This is a genomic window from Mesobacillus foraminis (assembly GCF_004340465.1).
Classification (GTDB): domain Bacteria; phylum Bacillota; class Bacilli; order Bacillales; family Cytobacillaceae; genus Mesobacillus_B; species Mesobacillus_B foraminis.
Genome location: NZ_SLVV01000006.1, coordinates 401796 through 424103, shown reverse-complemented (window position 1 = coordinate 424103; position 22308 = coordinate 401796). Strand labels below are relative to the sequence as shown.

General features: G+C 38.6%; 17 protein-coding genes and 1 riboswitch. Of the genes, 3 read left to right on the top strand and 14 right to left on the bottom strand.

The annotated features are described in order from the left end of the window. Window positions 1-18: 18 nt before the first annotated feature. Window positions 19-294 (bottom strand): HPr family phosphocarrier protein, encoded by a 276-nt coding sequence (locus EV146_RS13060; RefSeq protein ID WP_132006804.1) that lies wholly within the window; start codon window positions 292-294, stop codon window positions 19-21. Window positions 295-948: 654 nt separating this feature from the next. Here EV146_RS13060 and EV146_RS13055 point away from each other — a divergent pair. Further along, window positions 949-2556 (top strand): glycoside hydrolase, encoded by a 1608-nt coding sequence (locus EV146_RS13055; protein ID WP_132006801.1) that lies wholly within the window; start codon window positions 949-951, stop codon window positions 2554-2556. A 215-nt stretch (window positions 2557-2771) separates the two neighbouring features. On the opposite strand, the gene EV146_RS13050 is transcribed toward EV146_RS13055, so the two are convergent. From EV146_RS13050 to EV146_RS13035, 4 genes are all read right to left on the bottom strand, one after another. After that, the gene (locus EV146_RS13050; RefSeq protein WP_241993906.1) at window positions 2772-3305 is read right to left on the bottom strand and encodes a GNAT family N-acetyltransferase; all 534 of its coding nucleotides are present in this window, start codon (window positions 3303-3305) and stop codon (window positions 2772-2774) included. 189 nt (window positions 3306-3494) lie between these two features. Further along, complete coding sequence (locus EV146_RS13045; protein ID WP_132006798.1) at window positions 3495-3722, bottom strand: hypothetical protein; 228 nt, start codon at window positions 3720-3722, stop codon at window positions 3495-3497. A 188-nt stretch (window positions 3723-3910) separates the two neighbouring features. Then, on the bottom strand, window positions 3911-4117 hold the full coding sequence (locus EV146_RS13040; protein ID WP_132006795.1) for a DUF5316 family protein: 207 nt from the start codon (window positions 4115-4117) through the stop codon (window positions 3911-3913). Between the two features lie 1103 nt (window positions 4118-5220). Continuing rightward, the gene (locus EV146_RS13035) at window positions 5221-5637 is read right to left on the bottom strand and encodes a VOC family protein (RefSeq protein WP_132006792.1); all 417 of its coding nucleotides are present in this window, start codon (window positions 5635-5637) and stop codon (window positions 5221-5223) included. 624 nt (window positions 5638-6261) lie between these two features. On the opposite strand from EV146_RS13035, the gene EV146_RS13030 reads away from it, so the two are divergent. Beyond that, window positions 6262-7653 carry a branched-chain amino acid transporter BcaP gene (locus tag EV146_RS13030; RefSeq protein ID WP_132006789.1) on the top strand — a complete coding sequence of 464 codons (1392 nt, stop codon included), beginning with the start codon at window positions 6262-6264 and terminating at the stop codon, window positions 7651-7653. A 222-nt stretch (window positions 7654-7875) separates the two neighbouring features. Here EV146_RS13030 and EV146_RS13025 read toward each other — a convergent pair whose 3' ends face one another. From EV146_RS13025 to EV146_RS13015, 3 genes are all read right to left on the bottom strand, one after another. Beyond that, complete coding sequence (locus tag EV146_RS13025) at window positions 7876-9267, bottom strand: sucrose-6-phosphate hydrolase (protein WP_132006786.1); 1392 nt, start codon at window positions 9265-9267, stop codon at window positions 7876-7878. A gap of 43 nt (window positions 9268-9310) precedes the next feature. Further along, window positions 9311-10705: a sucrose-specific PTS transporter subunit IIBC gene (locus tag EV146_RS13020; RefSeq protein ID WP_132006783.1), complete on the bottom strand. Its 1395-nt coding sequence runs from the start codon at window positions 10703-10705 to the stop codon at window positions 9311-9313. Between the two features lie 224 nt (window positions 10706-10929). Continuing rightward, the gene (locus EV146_RS13015) at window positions 10930-11919 is read right to left on the bottom strand and encodes a LacI family DNA-binding transcriptional regulator (protein WP_132006780.1); all 990 of its coding nucleotides are present in this window, start codon (window positions 11917-11919) and stop codon (window positions 10930-10932) included. A 369-nt stretch (window positions 11920-12288) separates the two neighbouring features. Here EV146_RS13015 and EV146_RS28170 point away from each other — a divergent pair, with 369 nt between their 5' ends. Next, window positions 12289-12414 carry a hypothetical protein gene (locus tag EV146_RS28170; protein WP_258235934.1) on the top strand — a complete coding sequence of 42 codons (126 nt, stop codon included), beginning with the start codon at window positions 12289-12291 and terminating at the stop codon, window positions 12412-12414. Window positions 12415-12512: 98 nt separating this feature from the next. Here EV146_RS28170 and EV146_RS13010 read toward each other — a convergent pair whose 3' ends face one another. From EV146_RS13010 to EV146_RS12985, 6 genes are all read right to left on the bottom strand, one after another. Continuing rightward, window positions 12513-14705 carry a putative bifunctional diguanylate cyclase/phosphodiesterase gene (locus EV146_RS13010; protein WP_158287097.1) on the bottom strand — a complete coding sequence of 731 codons (2193 nt, stop codon included), beginning with the start codon at window positions 14703-14705 and terminating at the stop codon, window positions 12513-12515. Between the two features lie 217 nt (window positions 14706-14922). Further along, window positions 14923-15006, bottom strand: a riboswitch (cyclic di-GMP riboswitch). 246 nt (window positions 15007-15252) lie between these two features. Beyond that, a complete protein-coding gene (locus EV146_RS13005) occupies window positions 15253-15867 on the bottom strand; it encodes a hypothetical protein (protein WP_132006774.1) in 615 nt (204 codons plus the stop codon). Between the two features lie 64 nt (window positions 15868-15931). Further along, a complete protein-coding gene (locus tag EV146_RS13000) occupies window positions 15932-18727 on the bottom strand; it encodes a hypothetical protein (protein WP_132006771.1) in 2796 nt (931 codons plus the stop codon). Between the two features lie 760 nt (window positions 18728-19487). Further along, window positions 19488-20336 carry an STAS domain-containing protein gene (locus EV146_RS28165; RefSeq protein ID WP_132006768.1) on the bottom strand — a complete coding sequence of 283 codons (849 nt, stop codon included), beginning with the start codon at window positions 20334-20336 and terminating at the stop codon, window positions 19488-19490. 354 nt (window positions 20337-20690) lie between these two features. After that, window positions 20691-21464, bottom strand: coding sequence for an alpha/beta fold hydrolase (locus EV146_RS12990; RefSeq protein ID WP_132006765.1), 774 nt, complete (start codon window positions 21462-21464; stop codon window positions 20691-20693). A 128-nt stretch (window positions 21465-21592) separates the two neighbouring features. After that, window positions 21593-22297: a 4'-phosphopantetheinyl transferase family protein gene (locus EV146_RS12985; protein WP_132006762.1), complete on the bottom strand. Its 705-nt coding sequence runs from the start codon at window positions 22295-22297 to the stop codon at window positions 21593-21595. Window positions 22298-22308: the final 11 nt, after the last annotated feature.

Here is a 22308-nt window from a genome sequence, read left to right as displayed (position 1 = left end):
CCTCCCAACTTTATTCATTCAATTGATTAATTTCATTTTACTAAAATGGTCTTCTATCGATTGTAAAGCTTGATGCTCGTCAATTCCTTCAACTCTTAAAATAAATTGAGCACCAGGTCTAATTCCCAAAGACATAATATCCATTATAGAATCGGGTGAGGAATTTAATTCAACAGATTTCCCCTCATATTCGACAACTAGTTTTGATAAATATTTATGGGCAATACTTACTAACATACTTGCAGGACGAGCAAATCCCGTACTGGAAATAATGCTATATTGTTTTTCAATCATTGTTCACCTACTCCTGTAGCATTCCTTGAACATAAATTAAATTTCATACATTGGACTATGTATATTATGCAATAATTCATCGTGCAATCGTTAACTCATTCCTATCAAGTTTTTGCCTAATCCTATCAGAGGCATTTACCTCATGTGCAAATTTAAGATAAAATTTGACTATCATTAATGGAGGAGTCTTATATATTTCTACTATATTCTACAGTATATAATTGTATTAGAATTTGAAAATGCCTTCTACCTTATGGTATTATCTATTTTGATAGCGGTTTCATTTTAGCCAATACACCCTCCCTATTATGATGTATATCTGACAGTATAGATTAGTCTATTAACAGAAGGCCTGCCTCTCTAAATCAACTACCTATATATACGGTCCGGAATACCTATTACTTCACATTTTTTACTTCTTAGCTATTAACCTTCCTTTTAGTTTTAGAAACTTTAAAAATGAAACGGGTTTCATTTTAGATTCATTTCTTGAAAAGATTAAATTCAATACCCATTCCGTATTTTCTGTATCCATAAAACCAGGTTAATTTTATTCCCTTATTTCTGCCAGGAGGTGGTGTAAACAAAAATTGCTTAACATACTTTTGGTCGTCCAGTTTCCAAGTTAAATGAAGTAGTTGAAAGGAGAAAATAATGAAAAAAAATAAGAAATTAAATTTTTCATTGGCTCTAACACTAAGTTTATGTTTATTGGGGTCAACCGTCAGTAATGCAAAAGAAAACAATCTAGCCGTTCCAAATAGCCATAACGCTCAAGATATTGATATAAATGTAGAAAAAAAGTATCAGGAAATTGATGGATTCGGCGCTTCTGGCGCCTGGGCCTTAGACCCAATTGGTTCCGAATGGTCTGAAAAAAACAAAAACAAAGTAGCTGATTTGCTATTCTCACAGGATAAAGGAATTGGCTTGTCGCTCTGGCGTTTTAATATTGGCGCAGGCAGTGAATTGACAGATAAAGATATTATTACAGACCGCTTTAGAAGAACAGAAAGTTTCAAAGCAGCAGAAAATGAGCCTTATGATTGGGAAAAACAAGCTGGTCAGCAATGGTTTCTGCAAGCAGCAAAAAAACGAGGTGTTGAAGAATTTATTGCATTTGTGAATAGTCCGCCTGTATGGATGACAAAGAATGGACATGGGCAGCCTGATCCTAGTGTAGGCAGCACAAATCTAAAAGAAGAAAATATTAATGACTATGCACTATTTTTAGCGGATGTATTAGAACATTTCGAACAAGAAAAATTGCCGTTTAACTATATAAGTCCGATTAATGAGCCAACATGGGATTGGAACTACGCGGGACAGGAAGGAAATCGTTACAATATTGAAGATATGAAGAAAGTAATAAGAGCTTTAAATAATGAACTAAAAAAACGAGATCTTGAAACTGAAATTGACTCACCAGAAGCTGTCGAATATACATCCTTACTTGATGACGATATCTACTCTGAATTTACAGGAAAAGACAGCCAGTATAGTAGTGGAAATGCTGGCGGAGCATATCCAGGAAAGTACCGGGAATATATTAAGGAATTCTTAGGGGATCCTGAAATCAGTGAAATGATTGGAAACAAAATAAGTGCACATGCCTATTGGTCTGATTATTTTTCAGGAGAGGATCGACTAATTCCATTAAGAAAGTCCGTACGAGAAAATATAAATCGATATAATCCTGATGCAAAAATCTGGATGTCAGAATACTGCATTTTGGGTGGACATGGGCATGGTCGGGACCTATCGATACAAACTGCACTTGATGTTGCCCGCCTCATACATTACGATATGGTAGAAACACAAGCCTCCGCGTGGCAATGGTGGCTATCGGTGTCACCTTATGATTACAAGGATGGTTTAATCTATACGGATTATTCAAACCCAGGGGATGAAGAAACAATCATTGAATCTAAGTTGCTATGGGCGCTAGGTAATTACAGCCGGTTTGTTAGACCAGGGGCACAAAGAGTTGACTTACAGGGAGCTAACGATAAGGATGGCCTAATGGGTTCAGCTTATTATCATGAGCAAGATGCCCAACTCTCTATTGTCCTTGTAAATTACAGTGATGAAACAAAGCCAGTAACTATTAATGTAGATGATCTGCCAGGAAATAAAGGAGCGATACAATTTAAACCATATGTGACTTCTGAAAACTATGACCTAGAACAACTAAACTTGTTCCCTGCAAATAAAACATTTAAAGTACCACCTAGGTCTGTCGTCACATTAGTAGCTCAATAATATATAAATAGTCAGATCAATAAAATATATAAGGTTAACCACAATTTTGCTGGTTGGCCTTTTTGTTTATAGGCTTACTACTGCCCTGGTTTAGTCTAAGAAGCTGTTCTTCAGTTGGTATTATTAGGGTTCTATTCTTTTAATATAAAACTCAATAGAGAATAAATAAAAAGACTCACTTGAAATAATAAGGGCCTTGGGCAATAGAGAATTTATCAAGGAATTTCACCAGACATTCTTATGACTTTACCATCCATTTCAGGCTTTAATTTTTCCATCCCCTTTTTCATATAGAAAGCTAATGCAATCGGATTAGTTGGAGAAACTCGCAGATGATACTCGTCAAGGTTATGGGCCTTAAAGAAGTTAAGAGCATAATTGTGGAGTTCAGAGCCTAATCCCATACCCCGTTTTTCAGGAATAAGGTAATATAAATTAATATATCCAATATCTTTTCCTTGATATTGTTTCACTGTCAGCTCTAGCTGACCAATTGGAATATCGTTTTTGAACACTAATACAAAGCCCTTTGGGTATTTTGCCGATTGTTGCTTTAACCAATTTAAATATTCTTGTTCCTCGCCAAAATCCTTATCAGACCCAAAGCTAACAACAAAAGAGTCTCTACGAAAAGGAATTACATACTTTTGATGTTGGTGTATTTCAATCGGTATGAAATCCATATTCTGTCCACCTTTTAATCGTGATAAATCCGCATTTCGCTCTAAAGCAAACCTTTTCTTCTTCAACAAACCTGTCCTTTAGCTTTATAAAAAAAATCCGGTTATACACAGCCCGGATCTTAAGCTCTTGCACCCATTAGTTTAAGTTCATACAATAAGTAAATCTAAAACTAGTAGATGATTTAATGTTAAATTCCATATTGTTTTAACTCCCTAATGATAATTTACAACAGGCTAAATTCCTGCTTTTTTTAATTAAACAACATCAACTGTTAATGTTAAAAAAACAACCGCAAACGAAACACTCCAGAACACAACTTTATTGATTTTTTTCTTTCCAGCTTCTCCGGTGATCTTCTCAATCAACACATAAATGGGATTTACAGCAAAAATATAAGCAATGCCAATCAATCCCCTATACAATAAGTCGAGAGGCAAACGGAATATCATTTGAACTAAAACCATTGTGAGTATTAATGCCATAAGTGAACTTAAATTCTCCTGAATCTTTTTCTCTTTCAGAAAGTCACTCCTCCTTGCCGAAAACTAAATTACCTTTATTATTCATAACTGGATTTAACTGACCTGCTCGTTAATTCAATGAGAAAAAAGATCGCTTAGTGCCCCTTTCTAAACTCAAGCCCTGTATATTGAAGAAGAATCGCTTTCATTTATAAAAGATAAATTAGCCCAGAGATGCCTAATGATATTGCTCCTGCAAGACCAGAGTAAATTGCAATTTTGGTTCTGAAATTTCTATGTTCGACTGTTTCAGAAGGAAAATTTCCTCTTTCCTGTTTCCCATTCGTCCAAGCTCCAATAAAAATCCCCGATATAACAATACCTAGTAGTCCAACAATAAGAAACAGCTGAATCATCTATGACCATCTCCTTCCATCCTTTTTAAATTACGTTTTTATAATCAGTTTTGTTTCATTACTTGGATAAGTTTCGTTTGTATAAGTAGCCCCAAAAGAAAAAGTACATATTTTTTATATCTACAAATCAAACTAAGAAAAAAAAGTGGTGAATTCAAATGGCTAATTCAAGAAATAACCGGCTTCTTATTGGAAGTACAATTTTATCCAGTACTCTTAGTATCACAATTATTGCTTTGACAATTTACCACCATTTTACAATTAAAGAAAAAATTGATGAACTAAAGAAGGCTTAGAAAACTAAGCCTTCTTAAACTAAACACCCCTTTAGTTTAAGAAAAAATCCGGCTAATTACGCTGGATCTAAAGCATTACTTGTAGTTGAACAAGTAAAAATTCATTACAAAAAAATTATTCTTGGTACTCAATTACCGTCGCTATTGTTGCTCTTAATTAGATAACCAATTGATGTTAAAAATACATATGAAGGGTAAAATTTTTTCTCCGGAATAAATTTTAATCCCAACTTCCCCTTTTACTTGTCTAGGTAGATTACGGCTTGTTATCCCACCCGATGACAAAGGGAAATAGATACTTACTACACATATGAATCCAACAAAATTGATGATTCCGTAAAACTTAACTTCAAATTTATAATAAAGACTTTCTCCTTTTATACTTTTAAATCCTTTAAATTCCTAATCGCTGCCTTCTTCTTCCCCTCCCTGACCTTTATTTTAATTAAAAAGAGTGCACTCCTTCTTAAGGAAAGCACCCGTTAATGCAATAAAAATATAGCTTTTAGTAGCAGGTTTACTTAAAACACATAAAGTTACGGTATAATTGGAAAACGGGACACAGCTCTGTTTTGTTGAGTTTTCAGATCATCTTTCCGTATCATTTTTCAAACCTGCCCATAAGCCTGAAGATTTTCCTCGCAATCTTCCACATATTATAATGTGAAGATCAAATTTGTTTATTGAGAATTCTCTCCAGCTAACAGCCCCAAAAAGGCCATATAAAAAGAATGGATTGATCGATCTCATTTTTATCCCATACCTAAATGGAATGGGCTTTCTCTTCGGGGAGTTTTGTAAAAGCGTTTAAATTTCTGTATAGATTTGGAAGGTAACACCGAATTTGTCAGTTACATCACCAAAACCTGGGCTAAAAGGGGTTTCTTCAAAAGGCATGTTGACTTGACCGTCTTGACACAAAGCTTCAAAAATTTGTTTTGATTTTTCCACGTTGGTCGTTGTAATGCAAATGGTTACCTGTTTGCCTTTGGATATAGGCGAACCACTTGAAGCGTCCGAAAACATGAGTTCCGTTTCACCAACTTGAAGCTTAGCGTATGCAATAAGATTCTTTAGATCGTCTGTGAATGTATTAGGCATTTCCGGCATATCTCCATAAGTGCTGATTGCGATGACTTCGGCACCTAATGCTTTTTCATAAAACTGAATTGCTTCCCTAGCATTCCCCTCCATATTTAAGTAAGGGCTAAGTTTTACTTTCATCAACGGTCAACTCCACATATTTATTATTTTTCATGTGCAAACTTATCAAATAAAAAAAGTCAAAGTCTTGCTCTCCCAAACCTGATGGCTTCCAAGCTTTTTCAGTGGCGGTATCCAGTCGATATCATTATAAAATAACTATCACCCTCCCAGAAACCGCTCCTTTTTTTGGAAAGCATCCTTCTATCTCTTTGTTTGTACCTCCTTGTTATATGCCTTGGTAATCCTAAAATGGTCAATTTTCCCCATTAAGAATCTCTCCCTTAATATTCCATAAATCAAGACGGAATCCTTTTAGATTTTTGTTAAATAAAAATATATCCGTTCCAAAACAATTTGTCCTTTCAAACCACACACGCTCCAACTCTTTGAGAATAAGCTCCTATAAGACAGATAGGTACTTTTGAATGGATTAATCACAAATTTCGATAGGTATTGAATACAAAAATACTGTTGCCCCTACCGTAAAAAATATTATTAAAATAGCTCCAATTTTTACTAAATATCAAAAAATTCGACAAAATTATTGGAAATTCGACAAAAACGGTTGACCCTTAAGTAATAAACATATAGAATTTTTACATATTTTCAAAAAAATAAGGGCTAAAAAAATGAGGGTTTACTGTGAAAAATAGTGTATTATTTAGAAAAAAAGATCTCGGGGAGTTACTGAAAAAACAGGGAGATGTACAGCTTCAGCAATCGTTAGGAGCATTTGATTTAATGCTGTTGGGGGTAGGTGCCATTGTAGGAACAGGTATATTCATTCTGCCTGGGACAGTAGCTGCGGTGCACGCTGGACCAGCTATCATTTTTTCCTTCATTATTGCGGCTATTGTCTGTGCATTGGCAGCTATGTGTTATTCAGAATTTTCTTCATCTGTACCCGTAACGGGCAGTGCATATACGTATGTATACATTGTATTCGGTGAATTAGTCGCTTGGTTAGTTGGATGGGCTTTATTGTTAGAATATGGCTTAGCTGTTGCAGCGGTTGCAACGGGTTGGTCGGCTTATTTAAGTGCTTTGTTAGAAGGTTTTAATATTACCATTCCAAAGGCCATCTCTGGTTCTTTTAATCCGGCAAATGGAACATATGTAAATATACCAGCTATCGCCATTATATTTGCCACTGCTTTTTTATTAACGCTTGGAATAAGAGAATCTACGAAGTTCAATATGATCATGGTATTTATTAAAGTTGGTGTTATTCTCTTATTTATTGGAGTAGGTATTTTTTATGTTGAGCCTGGTAATTGGCAACCATTTATGCCCTTTGGCATGAATGGCGTTTTAAGCGGCGCAGCCCTTGTTTTCTTTGCTTATCTAGGGTTCGATGCTGTTTCGTCAGCTGCTGAAGAGGTAAAGAACCCGCAACGTAATATGCCAATTGGCATTATTGGATCATTATTTATTTGTACAATCCTGTATGTAGCTGTTTCGCTTGTTTTGACTGGGATGGTTTCCTATACAAGGTTAAATGTAAGTGATCCTGTCAGCTTTGTTATGCAAATCGTTCATCAGGATTGGGTGGCTGGCGTTATTTCATTTGGTGCCGTTATTGGGATGATGACCGTTATCCTTGTTATGTCATATGGCGGAACTAGACTTCTTTACGCGTTTGGCCGTGATGGATTGCTGCCGAAAAGTATGTATGAGCTTAGTAAAAAATATAAAACACCGGTTAAAAACACATGGGTATTTGCAACACTTGTAGCATTTTGTGCAGGCTTCATTCCCTTATCTAAACTGGCAGAACTAGTAAACATGGGGACATTGCTTGCATTTACAATCGTTTCAATTGGTGTCATTTATTTAAGAAAAAATAAGAATATACCATCGAGTGGGTTTAAAGTACCATTCTTCCCAATCATCCCGATTTGTTCATTCTTATTATGTTTATTTTTAATTACTCAGCTTTCTGTCTATACATGGATTGCATGCGGTATATGGTTTGTATTGGGATTACTTTTCTATTTTGCTTATGGTAAAAAGCATAGCGTAATGAATAAATAATAATAATAATTGCAAGAAGTGAGCTTACAATTCTTATAAAGAGACAATGTAAGCTCACTTTTTTTGTCCAGAAAGTGGGAGCACCACCGTATCCTGTCAGCGTCTCAATAGGGAAATGTCCCAGCGCTTCCTTTCTAACCTATCCTCGGAAATATCTTGGCCTCCAAGCTTGCCTTTCCACGCTCAAGCATTGGCTGGTGCACCAGCAGGCTAATTGTAAAATCATTCACCAAGATTCCACTTAGTCCAATTAAATTTCGCTTCGCCATGAATGCTAATTGTAACGTCATCTGGTTTTGGAAAATATCGTGCTGTAAATACCTCTTCACCATCATTGACGAAAATCTCTAAGGAGGAATGGTCCATAAAAATTCGCAGCTTAGAGACCGAAGCTATTTTGCAGGATCTTGTTTCTAACCGACCAGTCCTTAAATTTCTTCTTTTTAAAGTAAGTTTGTCAGAATCAAAGCTTAAGTGTGCTTCATTTCGGAATGTGATTTCAAAAGGAGCGGATTTTACAAAGTCCACGAGCAGTTCCACGGAAATTCCTTCACAAATATGCCCTTCTACGAATTCTCGTTCTTTTCGCAGCTGTTTCAATTCTCCCACTGGTTTTTGGGAAATTTTTCCGTTTCGGAGCTCCAATTCTCTTGGGAGTGTCAAAGCATGCACCCAGCCGTTGGCGATGGTCGGCTGATATTCCTCCAGTTCATCCGTAATCCCCATCCAGCCGTAAAGGATGGTTCTCCCCGACTCGTCCAAAAAGGTTTGTGGTGCATAAAAGTCAAAGCCGCGGTCAAGTTCGGTAAACGGACCATGCTGAAACTTCACCCTCTCATAATCTAATGCCCCAATAAAATAACCAGACTGGAACAAATTATGATAGAGGTCCCCTTCCGGCATGAGCCCTTGCGGCGAGACCAGCAAAACATCTTTGCCATTTAAATGAATCAGATCTGGGCATTCCCACATATATCCAAAATCCTCCAACCCATTCATACCGGAGCCGGCAATGGTTCCCCCTTCCTCCCAATGAAACAAGTCTTTTGAGTGGAACAATACCGCAGCACCCTTTTCATCCAACGTCTGAGCACCTACAACCATATACCAGAGGTTTCCTTTTTTCCAAACCTTCGGATCGCGAAAATGAGCTGTGAAATGTTCCGGAAGCCTAAGGACTGGTCCTTTCTTTTCAAAATGGATTCCATCTTCGGAAACCGCAAGGCATTGATAGGTTTCCCGAGTTCCATTCTCTTGCTTCACGTTCCCTGTATAAAAGAGATGCAGTTTGCCCCCTGCTTCCACCGCACTCCCAGAATAACAGCCATTTTTTTCATACCATTCGCTTGGAGCTAAGGCAATCGGCTCCTCCCGCCAATGAACCATATCCTTGGACGTATAGTGCCCCCAAAACTTAGCGCCATGGGCAGTGTCAAATGGATTCCACTGAAAAAAAACGTGATAAACCCCTTTAAATTGGATTAATCCATTTGGGTCATTTAGCAATCCAACAGGCGGCATAATATGGTAGGTTAACCGGTAAGGATCATTCATTACCTTATTCTTATTTTTTTTCACCTCATTGTAAGCCTTTTGAATAAGGGTTTCTGTCATGTTCAGGACCTCCTTGAAAGGAGAAAAGCAAAGCCGACCTTGCCTATTTCTCCACTTCTTTATCTGAATAGCCGAACATCCAAGTCAGGATGAATGCTACGGCAATTGCAACAACGTTGACTAAAATATATTGTAAAATCTGTCCATTTAGATAAAGCAGAGTTCCAGGAATGACTGTAACGGCCATACCTGTTCCCTTTAATCCAAGAATGGAAGCTAAAAATCCACCTGCAGCACCACCGATCAAGGCCATAATAAAAGGTTTTCCGTAACGAAGGTTTACACCGAAAATGGCTGGCTCAGTAATTCCTAGAAAAGCAGAAAAGGAGGATGGCAAAGCTAGTGCTTTTAATTTCGCTGATTTAGTCTTTAATCCTACCGCCAGTGCTGCCCCGCCCTGTGCTGCTACTGCACATGTGACAATCGCGTTGTAAGGATTGTTTTTGAATTCTGCCAACAATTGAATTTCTAACATATTGAAGACATGGTGAACGCCCGTGATGACAATCAGCTGGTTCAAACCGCCAATCAATAAACCGGCCAGTCCAAATGGCCATGAAAGGACATTCGTCGCTACATCCAGGATTCCTTGTTCCACCGTATGGAAGATCGGTCCAATGACTAAAAGTGCAAGTGCACTCATTACGAGCAGCGTAACAAAAGGTGTAACAATTAGATCTAAGGCTTCTGGTACCCGTCTTCTGATCGTTCTTTCAAGTTTCGCCCCAATTATACCGGCAATAAAGGCGGGAATCACAGAACCTTGATAACCAACTACCGGAATAAAGTCAAAGAATCGAAGCGCTTCTGCATCGCCGCCTGCAACAGCATACGCGTTTGGCAAGGCAGGTGAAACAAGCATGAGTCCCAGAATTAACCCAATAATCGGAGTTCCGCCAAACACTCTAAACGTTGACCAGGCAACAAGGGCCGGGAGAAAGATGAATGCTGTATCTGTTAAAATCTGTGTAAATAACAGGAAATTTTGTGATATATCATCAGGCTTCATTCCAAATAAAGCCAATATTTGTTCTTGCATGACTAGACCGCGGACACCCATAAAAAGTCCTGTTGCCACTAGGACCGGGATTATTGGCACAAACACGTCTCCAAAGGTACGGATCGCTCTCTGGAATTTTGTTCCGCTTTTTACTGCTTCCTTTTTTTGATCGGAAGCGGACTTCGTATCCAGTCCTAAATTGGATACTTCTTCGTAAATTTTATTGACTGTACCAGTGCCAAAAATAATCTGGTATTGACCCGAATTATAGAATGCCCCTTTTACTTTGTTTATTTTTTCTACCTGCTCCTGATTAATTTTTTCTTTATCATTGACCATGAGTCTTAGCCTTGTTGCACAATGAGCTACTGATTGGATATTATCTTTGCCCCCAACAGCTTCAATCACTTCCTGTGCAATTTTCTGATTATCTGTCATTTTATTCACCCCTATTTATAATTTGTGAAATCGAAAACCAATAGAAACAAAGCTGATATTTACTGTTTTAGACATGGATTTAATGCAATTCCATGTCAATGTGGAATCGATTTCATAAAACTGAAAATTATTATTATTATTTTTACCTATGTGGAATCGATTCCATACGCGGTAAAAATAAAGTGTAATCGGAAAACACTCTCGTGGAATCGATTACACAGTCATTATATACTGGAACGTTCAATAAGTCTATGCTTTATCGTCCGGATTACTTCGTGGGAAATTCCACCATTTACTTGTTCCAATACTAACCTGGCTGCTTCACGCCCGGCTTCCTCAATAAAAAAATCAATTGTCGTTAGTGCAGGGGATATAAATCTAGACAGCTCTGAGGCACCCATTCCTGCTACAGCGATATCATCAGGTATTGACAGCCCTGTTTCTTTGATATACTGCATAGCCCCGATTGCAAGCCGGTCCGTTACAGCAAATACAGCAACTGGCGTTTTTTCTGAAAAATCCATGATTTGCTTCATGCATTGATAACCAGAATCTACATCAAAAGTACCTTTTTGAACCCATCCTTTCTCAATTGGCAAATTATTTTCTTTCATAGCATCCAGATAACCATTTTTCCGTAAATATCCAACGGAACGGTCCTTTTCGTCTACGCCAATAAAAGCAATATGTTTATACCCTTTTTTTATCATAAAATACACGAGATCCTTCGATGACTGATAATCATCAAAAAGGACATTGGGAAGTCCAGGCATATATTGCCCCACTATTACAAAAGGAATATTCAATTGACGGATTGCTTCTAGTAAAGGTTCGTTAATGATGGTTGCTGATAAAATAATTCCATCCACATGTCTGCTTTTCAGCAGCTTTAAATACTCTATCTCTTTTTCAAGTTCGAGATTTGTATTTGTTAACAGAATCTGATACCCCTCTTTTGCAAACACTTCATCCAAACCTTTTACAAGCCGGCTCGATGTTTCCGTACTAATCTTGGGAAGAATAACACCAATAACCTTTGTTTTTTTCGTCCTTAATGATTTAGCATGTTCACTAGGGATATATCCCGTCTCTTCAATTACCTTTAATACTCTTTTTTTTGCTTCATCACTAACATAACCGGAATTATTAATGACTCTTGAAACGGTTGTACGGGACACATTGGCCCTTTCCGCTATTTCTTTAATTGTTATCATGAGGTCCTCCTGGGAAGCAGTTTATCCTAAAGCCATTTTACACAATTATTTTAATAGAAGATATCCTGGTGGTTCGTTCTCTGCATTTCTTTTCCTTTCTTCAGCCTAATTAAATATTGTCAAAAAACTGAAGGTGTCCCCCTAAATGATGCACGCTTATCAAGATGTCTGTTTTCCACAAGAATGTTATAAGTGTAATCTACTGAGTAAAACATTACCATTAACCCATATAACGGCCAGGTGCATATTGCTAGCTGATCCGACAGATATCGCTGATGTCGAGTTCGGGCAAGCTACGAAAGCCAATCACAATTAAGCCGGGAAAGATCCCGTATGTTTGGTTGTCCACCAAGAGAAGATTTAAATCGAATGAGAGAGAAATATTCACCAGGCACAGATGCAGATATGGCTGTAGATAAGCTGCGCCTGAATGCAATATTAACGGGAAGCACTGGCAAAATGAGCATGTCAATATTTATTGCAAGCTGGGAGTAATAAAAAAAGGAAATGAAGTATGCCAGTTCATACACATTTCCTATAACTGTTACTCAATAACCTCAAAATTAAAACGCCTTCTTTCTCCAATTCTGCTGCTACCCCAAAGTTGCAAGTTCACTTTTAGACCGCTTATTCAGACTGTCCTCACTTTGCAGATATTGTTCAAACTCCTTTGGATGAACAGCCATTGAAAAGTAGTAGCCCTGGCCTATATAGCAATGGTTTTTAATCAGTTCATCCATCTGATATTCGTGCTCGATGCCCTCGGCGACAATATTGAGATTTAAATTGATTCCCAGGTCGATGATGGTTTTGACCATGGACTTTTGATTGTTCTTTCCTATTTCGTCTATAAAGGATTTGTCGATTTTAATAGTATCAATCGGCAGGTTCTGCAGGACGTTTAGAGATGAATATCCTGTTCCAAAATCATCAAGGGAAGTTTTGACCCCCATTTCCCTTAAACTGTACAGGATCGCTTTGCTTTTACCTATATTCTGCATAATGCTTTCCGTGATTTCAAGTTCGAGCAATTGAGGATCCAGACCTGTCTCATTCAAGGTGTCGCTGACCATTTTGATGAAGTCGCTGTGCTGGAATTGCTGAACGGATACATTCACTGATACACATAAGGACGGAAAACCCTGTTCTTGCCATGCCCTATTTTGTTTACAGGCTCTTTGCAGCACCCATTGCCCAATTGGAATGATTTGCCCGATTTCTTCAGCTATCGGAATAAATTCAGCCGGAGAGACCCGGCCCAGCTTTGGATGCTCCCATCGCAGCAGGGCCTCCATCCCGATTATTTGTCTGGTCTGCAAATGAATCTTGGGCTGATAATAAAGTGTAAATTGATCTCTTTTAATTCCATTCCTTAACCCACGCTCAATTTCCATTTTCCGAACCAAAGCCTTGTTCAATTCGGTATTGTAAAATCGGAAACTATTCTTTCCGCTTTCCTTTGCAAGATACATGGCCGCATCAGCGTATCTGAATAACTCCTCGCTATTTGCGCCATTATCAGGATAGATGCTGATCCCGATGCTGGGAGTAACGATCATCTCATTTTTTTCGATAAAAAAAGGCTTCTGAAATCTGTCTAAAATATTTTTAGCCACTATGGACGCCTTTTCTTCTGTTGCATCAGCAAGAAGAATCAGAAATTCATCCCCGCCCAACCGATAAATCTTGGTATCCTGCACCAAGCTGTATTTTAGCCGCTCCGCGGTTTTAACTAATAATTGGTCCCCGATATGGTGCCCCAGAGTATCGTTCACCACTTTGAACCGGTCCAGATCGATTAATAGCAAAGCCACTCTGCCACTTGCCGGAGCCAGTGCGATCAGGTCTTCCAGGTCCTCTTTGAACCTTGCCCGGTTACACAATCCTGTAAGAGGGTCATGGTAGGCTAAATACCTGTATTCCGCCATGAGCTTGCTGTTTTTATTCATGATCAGGATTTGCCTGCCAAGGATGATAAAAAGTATAAAGAGCAGGCCCAGGCTTAGGGTATTGAAGTTCCAATCATAGCTGTATATGACAAACACAAGGAGAATCATTGTACTTATGTAAGGAAAAAGAGTTTCACGATTTTCAAAAAGATTCTTCACCTTCCAGTTCTTGTCCCCATTACGTTCTTTATCAAGCAATCCTCCCAAGCCGATCATTAATATCGCAAGCAGCCACAATAGATCAATGAAGTTTCCTGCCTGATAGCTTCCTGTCATCGATAAGTAGACAAAAATCGAATCTGCACCCACTTGAAAGCCAAATCCCAATAAAATGAACAGCAGGGAGTCCTTTTTATCGCTGTACTGAACAAGGTAATAAAGAAGTGTAAGGACAAACAAAATTGATAGGCTGATCACTGGGTAAGCAACACTTGTTATGGTGACCAATAAAGAATCTGAAAGAATGAGTGCTGGCTTAATTAAATAATGCGTGCTGATGGCAGTAGCCGTAATCATAAATACCACTATATTAAACACGTAGTTCTTTTTTGCTGCAGCCTGGCTGATTTCTTTTGTTTTATAGATTAATGCCGCTAAAAAGAAAGTATAGCTCAGCAGCCACAACGAGTAGGATGTATTGGTAAACCCCATAACCTTATTAGCTGCTAAAAAATACATCCAGATCACGTTTGCAGTCAGATAACAAAGCACGCCACTGCCCAGCAACAGCCAAAAACCTCTATATTTACTTTTTGAGCCCCAAAAAGCTCTCGTTAACCAAATAAAGCTGACTGTGCCTCCTATTAATTGGAGGCCAACGGATCCTGTCGCTTTCATCCACGCATTATCTAAAAAAATAAAATTCCACATACAAAATGAGCTAACGATTAATAGAAGGAATATTACGGGAAAGCGTAAGTTTTTTAGCATAAATGTCCCTCGCCAGAAAAAATATTGATATACCCAGGCCATAATAGCTTAATAGGTCTTTCCTACTATTTTTCAGGTAATAAAAAAAGATTATTCCGCAGCAGAAATAACCTTAAGATTATCCCTTGGTAACCCAGCCGCCATAGGATCTACCCTTAGGCCTGCAGCTTTGCGTCCCCACCTTTCACTGGGTTTGCCGTTTCATGGTATATACTTGAATTTTCTTTTTATAGTACCATTTTACTATTTTACCAAAAGGGTATCAATCGTATATTTTGTGAACAACATGCTTTTTATATTGAAGTGGTTATAAAAATAGAGAATTACTGTTAACAAGTGGGCATAGAGCCACTTTAGATGGAGAAGTTCCGGTGTTCTTAGATTTAATATAAAACCCGAATAAATCACTGTTTGCTGGTTTCCTCTATTCAGGGCCATTCCTTAAATAACGTTCTTATCTGACCGCTTGAGACAATTCCTTCCCAATCTCATACCAGTCCCACAATGAAACCTCGGCACCTGTATAATATGGAAGGCTTTTTTCTTTTTGGATTTCTGATATCAAATCATCCAGGGTTTCCTGGATTCTCTCCTGGTCACCCAGCAGAATCCCCTCTGAAAACCCAACGGAAACTGGATTCCATTCTTTTACCTTCTTACCGAAATGGATTGCCTTCTCATAGTTCTGAAGAAAAAAGTGACAATAGCTTAGATGGCTGAACAAACTGGCATCCCTAGTACCGTTGTTCAACCTATCCTCCAGCTCTCCGGCAAGCTGTTCATATTGCACCCTGCTCCGTTCTCGTTCTCCTGCCAGGCGGTAATAATTCGCTTGAACCAATTTTAACCGGCTATGTTCGTTTGGATTGTTCTTCTCAAAAACAGCCAAAGGCCTTTCAATCTTGTCTGCAGCCTCTAAAAAATAGGCTGAGGCTTTTTCTCTTTCACTAAAATAGACCAAACACCTGGCATAGGCCTCAAAATCAGACCAGGACTTCAAGCCCATGGAATCAAGGAATTCGGCCTTTTGGCGAAGCTTGGTCTCATCTACCTGGATTTTTCCAGTCATCTGCGCTCACCTCATAAACACAGGAAAAGAAGGAGCCTCTCCTTCCTTTCCCGCTGTAGTTTTTTTAAATGCTGTGTATTAAGATAAAATCTATGGTGTCGCTATCCTTGAGGATGTTTTCAAGATAGTCATCCATCTCTTTCCCAGCTTCAATGACGGACTTTGCGTCTCGAATGCCTCCATATACGACGGAGCTTTTGTAGGATGCACCGTTATCAATGACATCTTTTAGAAGATCATAAGCCTCTTTCTCTTCTTTGCTTATCGTATTGTTCCTGATGGCGTCTTCAAATTTATCCATGTATCGTTCGCTGTTGGTAGTCAGCCATTCCCTTGATAAATAAAGACGGTACTGGCCGCCCACCCTGGAGGCAAGCCGGGCGCCTCGTTTTTTCCCATCGTTCAGCTGCCCGTTTTTAGAGTAAGAGCCTTTTGCTTCAATGATGAACAGTTCGCCGTCTGGTGTTTTCATGATCACATCTGGACCTGTACGGGCTTTTACCCTTGGATCTTTATCCCGTTGTGCATATAAAAGCTTGTATCCCAGCAGCTCATAATACCAGATGGCTGCTTCTGTACCAAATGCTTCCGCTCTTTTTCTGCCGTTCAGGCCTGTTCCCCAATGATCGCGAATTCTCTTGTCAATGAGAGCTTTTTGCGCGGTTTCAAGGGTTTCATCCGCAAATTTGGCTTTTGTCAGCTTCGCAATCCGTTTGAGATCATTTCCATTCTTTCCTAATTGTGCAATCATTTTATCAGAGGCACCCATATCCCTCAAATTTTTAGAAGCCCCGCCGGTGATCGCATCCAGTACAGCTGAGAGCAGTTTTGGCTGATCGGCAAAGTTTTTAAGAATCATTTCATAGGTTGCAGTGATCAGGTTTTTAGGTGCACGCTTAACAAAATTGACCACTTTTTCAACAGTCTTCGCAATATCCCCAACAGCTGGAACAAACCCAAACAGTGCAAACAGACCAGCTCCGACATCTGCCTGTGTGAATTCCGCTGCAGCTTCCACAATATCCCCATAGGCAAGGTATCCAGCCACCAGCTGCCCAATCAGGAATCCAACGGAGTCATAGGTCTCCTGATCCATCCAGCCCCAGTCGACAAGTGTTGAGGCAAATTCATTGACTGTAGCCCCAGCGAGCACATCCTGGATATAATCGGTCCATTCCTTGTCATAGATATCCGGATCGGTGTCATTATTGTATTCTTCTTCATCATCAAAGGAATCCCCATCGGCATTCCGTTCGAATGGATCAAACCCCATATCCATTTCGATTCCATCATCAAGCCCGTCAAAATCGGTATCATGGTAGTAGACCATCGTCCCGTAAGAGCGCTCCTCTTCGTCTGTCAATCCATCTCCGTCGGTATCTGCTTCTTCCGGATCATTAAGGATAGTGTAGGCTAAACCCTCCGGAGTTGCCTTTACGCCGCTGCCATTTTGAGCCTCACCCCTCTCAGGTGTGTAAATCAGAGTAAAGACAGAAAACTTGTTAGTTTCAGCAATGAGATAACCGTTTTCTTCTTTCTGATTTTCAAGCGGGGTGAATGTGTGCTTCTCTTTATCGTAAATAAACAATTTTACGTTGGCAATGTCGCTATTCGGGACATCACTTTTTTCAAGCGGAATTTTAACCTTTGCTTCCTCGATTTCCCTGTCCACGGAAATATCAATGAAATCTGAAACGGCCCCTGGTATATCCTGAAAGATAACCTGTTCGGAAACGTTGGCCATTCTGACAGCAGTAGCCAGGTCCCCTTCCCCGGTGATTTCAAGCAATGCTCCGGATTCTTTTTCAGTGAATGTCTGGGTGAAGCTTTCAAGACCATCATATAGCTTGTCGCGGTCGGTATCTCGATTGTGCGGATCGGTCCCGGCATGGAATTCTCCACCATCATCCAAACCGTCATGATCGGTATCCTTCAGGATAGGAGAAGACCCGAACTCTGTTGTTTCAAAGTGATCATCAAGACCATCCCCATCACTATCCTTTAACACTGGATTGGTGCCTGCTTGTTGTTCCTGCAGACTAGTCAGTTTGTCCCCGTCGGTATCCTCTTGCCCATCCGGTTTTCCGTCATTGTTTGTATCTTTTTTTAGTGGGGAAGTATATTGCTGCAGGACTTCAAAGCCATCAAGCAAGCCGTCCTGATCGGAATCTTTTTTACTAGGATCAGTCCCCAGCTCCTTCTCGATTTCATCCAGGAGATTGTCCCCATCTGAATCAAGAATTCGCTTTGCTTTTTCTTTTAATTCCTGAGCGCTTGTCCATGCTCTTTTGTAAAAATGAATCGATTGTTCTCTGTTGTTTTTGGCTTCAAAATCTGCCCCCTTCTCATAATCCTTATGAGCATTCTCCAGGAGTTTTTGCTCTTTTTTATCGAACATTTCCATGTTGCTGTCAAGCAGTTTTAGCAGATTTTGTATTACGGTTCTGTTGGCTGAAATCACTAGGTTGATGACTGAGTCTTTTTGCTCTGAAGAGGTTTGAGGGTCTTTTTCAAGGATGTTGATGGAATTCAAGCTGTGGTCAAAAAACTCTGAGGACTTGATACTATTGTTGGTTTCAAAATTGCCGTCAACGGCAGCCTGCATTTCAAAAAGAGCATATTCCGTCCGTTTATGATTTTGTGGTGTATCCTGAGGTTCCGGCAATGCGTCAAACTGTTCCATAGCCTCCTGCATAAGCTGTTTCGCACTTTGGTCACTCAGTTCTGCAATTTCTGACAAGGTTACGTTCGCCGGGCTGCTTCTCTCCTTCCTATTTCCAGAGGCGATTCCGGGAGAAAGTGTTGACACAACCAACATCAGCCCAAGCAATACGCACAGGACTCTTTTAAATTTCATCATAAAAAGTACTCCTTTCTTTTTCTTTATTTTGGAAATTTCAGATTACAGATATCATACTACTTAAATTTTTTTGTTTTTCACATAGGAAATATTGATTCTTTTTTGTTTGTTCATTTCGTGCTTTTTGACTTATTCAAAATTGAAATTTCTAATATAATCAGGAAAATAGTTTTATGTATCACTAGTCATTTCCGCTTATTGGAAAATGGCATTTTCGGCTTCTTGCCAGGTGCTCCTATGTTTTGTGGCCGGCTCAATTTGGTTTGGTTAACCGTTTAGACACCAGCTTCTCAATAAAACCAAATAGTCGATTCATAAATCGCAATAATCAATGCATATCTGAAAATAATTGATCCATAACCTGCAGGAATCAATTTATAAATTAAATTTCTCGACTTCAAAATTAAAAATGAGTCCAATTTCTGGCCATTTTTCCTGTCAGTTTCCGAACTTTCTACCCCTTCCACTTAATCTAGTAGTATTATCAGTTCAAATTTTATAAAAAACCGCCGGTCGTGGGCATAGATCTGAGCGTTTTAAAAGGACCGCCTCTTTTTGACAAAATTGAAGCCTTCATGCTTGTTTGAATCAATTTTATAGTAAACCCAAATAATACACCCAATTCCTTCTTGGGTATTTATTCCGATTCATCTTGATTCTTAAAGACAATCTAAAAAGAAAAGCGACTTAGATTTTTCTAAGCCGCTTTTCTTTTAACTTTTGTTTCATTTTTATTCGGTAAAGGTAATATTCCTGTGCCTTAATCACGGAAAAGATGCACATCAACTAACGCTTGTTTAAGATTTGCTCTTGTTATTTGCTTGCTGAAATCTATACCGAGACTTACAACAGTTTGTGCAATTTCTGGTCGAATTCCTGTCACAATCGTTTGCACACCAAGCAGTTTTAAAGCATCCATTACTTTAAAAATTTGGTTTGCCACCATGGTATCAACCATTACGACACCAGACAAATCAAGGATCAGGCTGGATAAGTTTAATTTGGCAGCTTCTTTTAATGTTTCTTCCATCAACAGTTTTGCTCTTTCTGTATCAATGTTTCCTATCAAAGGTAAGACGGCTATGCCATCAGTTAATGGAACTACTGGAACGGATAATTCTAAGAAAGCAGTTTTCGCGTTATTAAGAGTTTCTTTGTAGAAATGCACATAAGTCAGACTAAAACAGTAAACTGCATGGTCAAGCAGAGGGTCGATAACCCTGGCAGCAGCAAAAACAGTTTTAACTGACATATTATGTTTTATTACCACTTCTTCTATGGCTTCGCTGATATAGTTTCTATAATAGGCTGTATCTTTCAATGCCTCGTCTAGAGGGATACCTAGATTATGTGCAAATCTCCCTGTTTCCTTCCCCCACTTTTCTATATCATTATAGGCCATTTCTTTTTGTACACCTTTTATAAGTGCTTCACCAAAAAGTGCCACAAAATCGGCGCGAATATTTATAATTTCTTCTTCTTTCAACCGAGAAAGGAGTTGCCTTTGTATTTCAGTACCCTCAGATAATCTAATTTCCTGTACTTTTTGAGCGATTTCAAACTTTATACCTAAAATTGTTTCCCCAATAATCCTTAATTCATTGTCCATTAAATACATATCCTCCGAGGCAGTTTTCAATTTCGAATAATACTTACATATAGATTACTTAATTTTGATAGTATTGTACAAGATGACTTTTACCCCATTTACAAACCATTAAACCGTTAAAAATTTTAATTGTTAAAAGAATAAAACAGCTGCCTTGATACTTCTAAATTGCTGTTCTTTAGTTTCAATTTAAACTAACCATGTGACCTTAACAATTTACATAGTGATTTTCATAGTACTCGGTAGCATTAAACAATTTAACAGATGGCCGTCATGCATAAAAAAGCTTGGAAGGCAGGGTCTGCCAATAACAAACCCAGCTTACAAGCTGCCCTTTGTATGTATAAAATATGGTCATTCATTGATGATTTTTAATTCTCCAGGCAAAGGTCGATCAAGAATCCATGCTTCGACTGTTTGATTAAATAATTGAGGAAAGGCAAAAGGAAAGCCATGGCCAATGTGAGGAATAATTACTCCCTTTGTACAGGGATTACTTTCTAAGATTCTATATAATGATTCCTTCATAATCTGTTTTTCTTTCTCTCCGACAGTTGCTAATATTTTTCCCTTCGAGTGGCAAAATTTACTTGGTAAACTGTAAGAAAGGTTTTCGTGCAGCATTTTGACAATGCTTTTAGATTTCATCTTTTTCGTTTCTTTATAGTATTGTTCAAAATATCCTTCACCGATGTATAGCTCTTTTGCCTGCAGTTTGGAGAACCTTTTATTTTTTGGGAGCCATGATGTTAACTTTATCGTCGGCCCAATTAACAGCTTTGTTATCGGCATTGGCTTAACCAATGCACTGTTTATGATCGCTTTCTTAATTAGGTTTGGGGCTAAACTCAAGATTTCAATTACAATTTGAGCTCCTAAAGAAAAACCAACTAACGTGATCTTCCTCTCATTCACTTTTCCCTTTAGGAAGCTGATCAAATCTTCTGCATATCCGGAGATAGAAAATGGTTTCCCGTTTCCGTTGATCTTGATATTCGGCACAATGCAATGATAGTTTGAAAAATAGGCTACCTGTTTATCCCACATCCATCCACTTACACCACCGCCATGCAGGAAAACAATGACTGGCGCGCTTTTATCTCCATACTCTTCACAATCTATACTCAAAACAGTCACACCTTTGTGTCTTTTTTTGAAGAATACCATATTTTATTATATTTTACATTGGTATAAATATGTGTTTATGTATATGTTCAAATAGCAGATTGGTCCATCCACTAGTAAAAAGGTACCTGTCAGGAATTGCTGCTTTCCAGGCACTGTACGCAACTACGAAAATCTACACTAGTTATGTCTGCTAATTTAAATGGAAGAGATGAACATACCGCTCCAATATAGGAATCACTTATCTTCATTACCTGAAATTGATAGTTTTGCGGTTTATAATTAAATAATTCGCAAATATAGTCACCACTATCATTCTTGCTCATGGTAAAAGAGGATAAAGAAATCCCCATCCCCTTTCCAACTGCCTTTATGTATGCTTCCTTCAATGTCCAAAGCTCAAAAAAACATTCCAGTCTGGCGGGCCCGGTTAATCCTTTTAAAAGGTCATTTTCTTTCATGGAAAAGAATTCCCTTGCAATTTCCATATATTCAATGGGCCTTATTTCTTCTATATCTATGCCAATCTCAGCATGACTAATGGCACATAATACCCATTCACCAGAATGAGAGATATTATAATGAAAATCTCTTCCTAAAGATATATAGGGTTTTCCATAAGCATTTCGGTGAATTAAGATCTGCTCATTGTTCACAGCGAATTTCTTAACAATGATGCTTCTGATTAACAGTTCACTCATCAATGCCCGGCTTTTATCCTCGTTTTTGAACAAACGAAGAATCTTTTCCACTCTTTCCGCCGATACATAAGACAATAATTTTACCGTATTAAGATCTTGAAAGTCTGGCAATTTCATTTTATAAATTTCAATCATTGGCTCTCCCC

Excerpts from the sequence above, each read along its gene's own strand:
- EV146_RS13060 (WP_132006804.1), bottom strand. The coding sequence starts at position 294 with ATGATTGAAAAACAATATAGCATTATTTCCAGTACGGGATTTGCTCGT.
- EV146_RS13055 (WP_132006801.1), top strand. The coding sequence starts at position 949 with ATGAAAAAAAATAAGAAATTAAATTTTTCATTGGCTCTAACACTAAGT.
- EV146_RS13045 (WP_132006798.1), bottom strand. The coding sequence starts at position 3,722 with ATGGCATTAATACTCACAATGGTTTTAGTTCAAATGATATTCCGTTTG.
- EV146_RS13040 (WP_132006795.1), bottom strand. The coding sequence starts at position 4,117 with ATGATTCAGCTGTTTCTTATTGTTGGACTACTAGGTATTGTTATATCG.
- EV146_RS13035 (WP_132006792.1), bottom strand. The coding sequence starts at position 5,637 with ATGAAAGTAAAACTTAGCCCTTACTTAAATATGGAGGGGAATGCTAGG.
- EV146_RS13025 (WP_132006786.1), bottom strand. The coding sequence starts at position 9,267 with ATGACAGAAACCCTTATTCAAAAGGCTTACAATGAGGTGAAAAAAAAT.
- EV146_RS13020 (WP_132006783.1), bottom strand. The coding sequence starts at position 10,705 with ATGACAGATAATCAGAAAATTGCACAGGAAGTGATTGAAGCTGTTGGG.
- EV146_RS13015 (WP_132006780.1), bottom strand. The coding sequence starts at position 11,919 with ATGATAACAATTAAAGAAATAGCGGAAAGGGCCAATGTGTCCCGTACA.
- EV146_RS28170 (WP_258235934.1), top strand. The coding sequence starts at position 12,289 with ATGAGAGAGAAATATTCACCAGGCACAGATGCAGATATGGCTGTAGAT.
- EV146_RS13010 (WP_158287097.1), bottom strand. The coding sequence starts at position 14,705 with ATGAAAGCGACAGGATCCGTTGGCCTCCAATTAATAGGAGGCACAGTC.
- EV146_RS13005 (WP_132006774.1), bottom strand. The coding sequence starts at position 15,867 with ATGACTGGAAAAATCCAGGTAGATGAGACCAAGCTTCGCCAAAAGGCC.
- EV146_RS13000 (WP_132006771.1), bottom strand. The coding sequence starts at position 18,727 with ATGATGAAATTTAAAAGAGTCCTGTGCGTATTGCTTGGGCTGATGTTG.
- EV146_RS28165 (WP_132006768.1), bottom strand. The coding sequence starts at position 20,336 with ATGGACAATGAATTAAGGATTATTGGGGAAACAATTTTAGGTATAAAG.
- EV146_RS12985 (WP_132006762.1), bottom strand. The coding sequence starts at position 22,297 with ATGATTGAAATTTATAAAATGAAATTGCCAGACTTTCAAGATCTTAAT.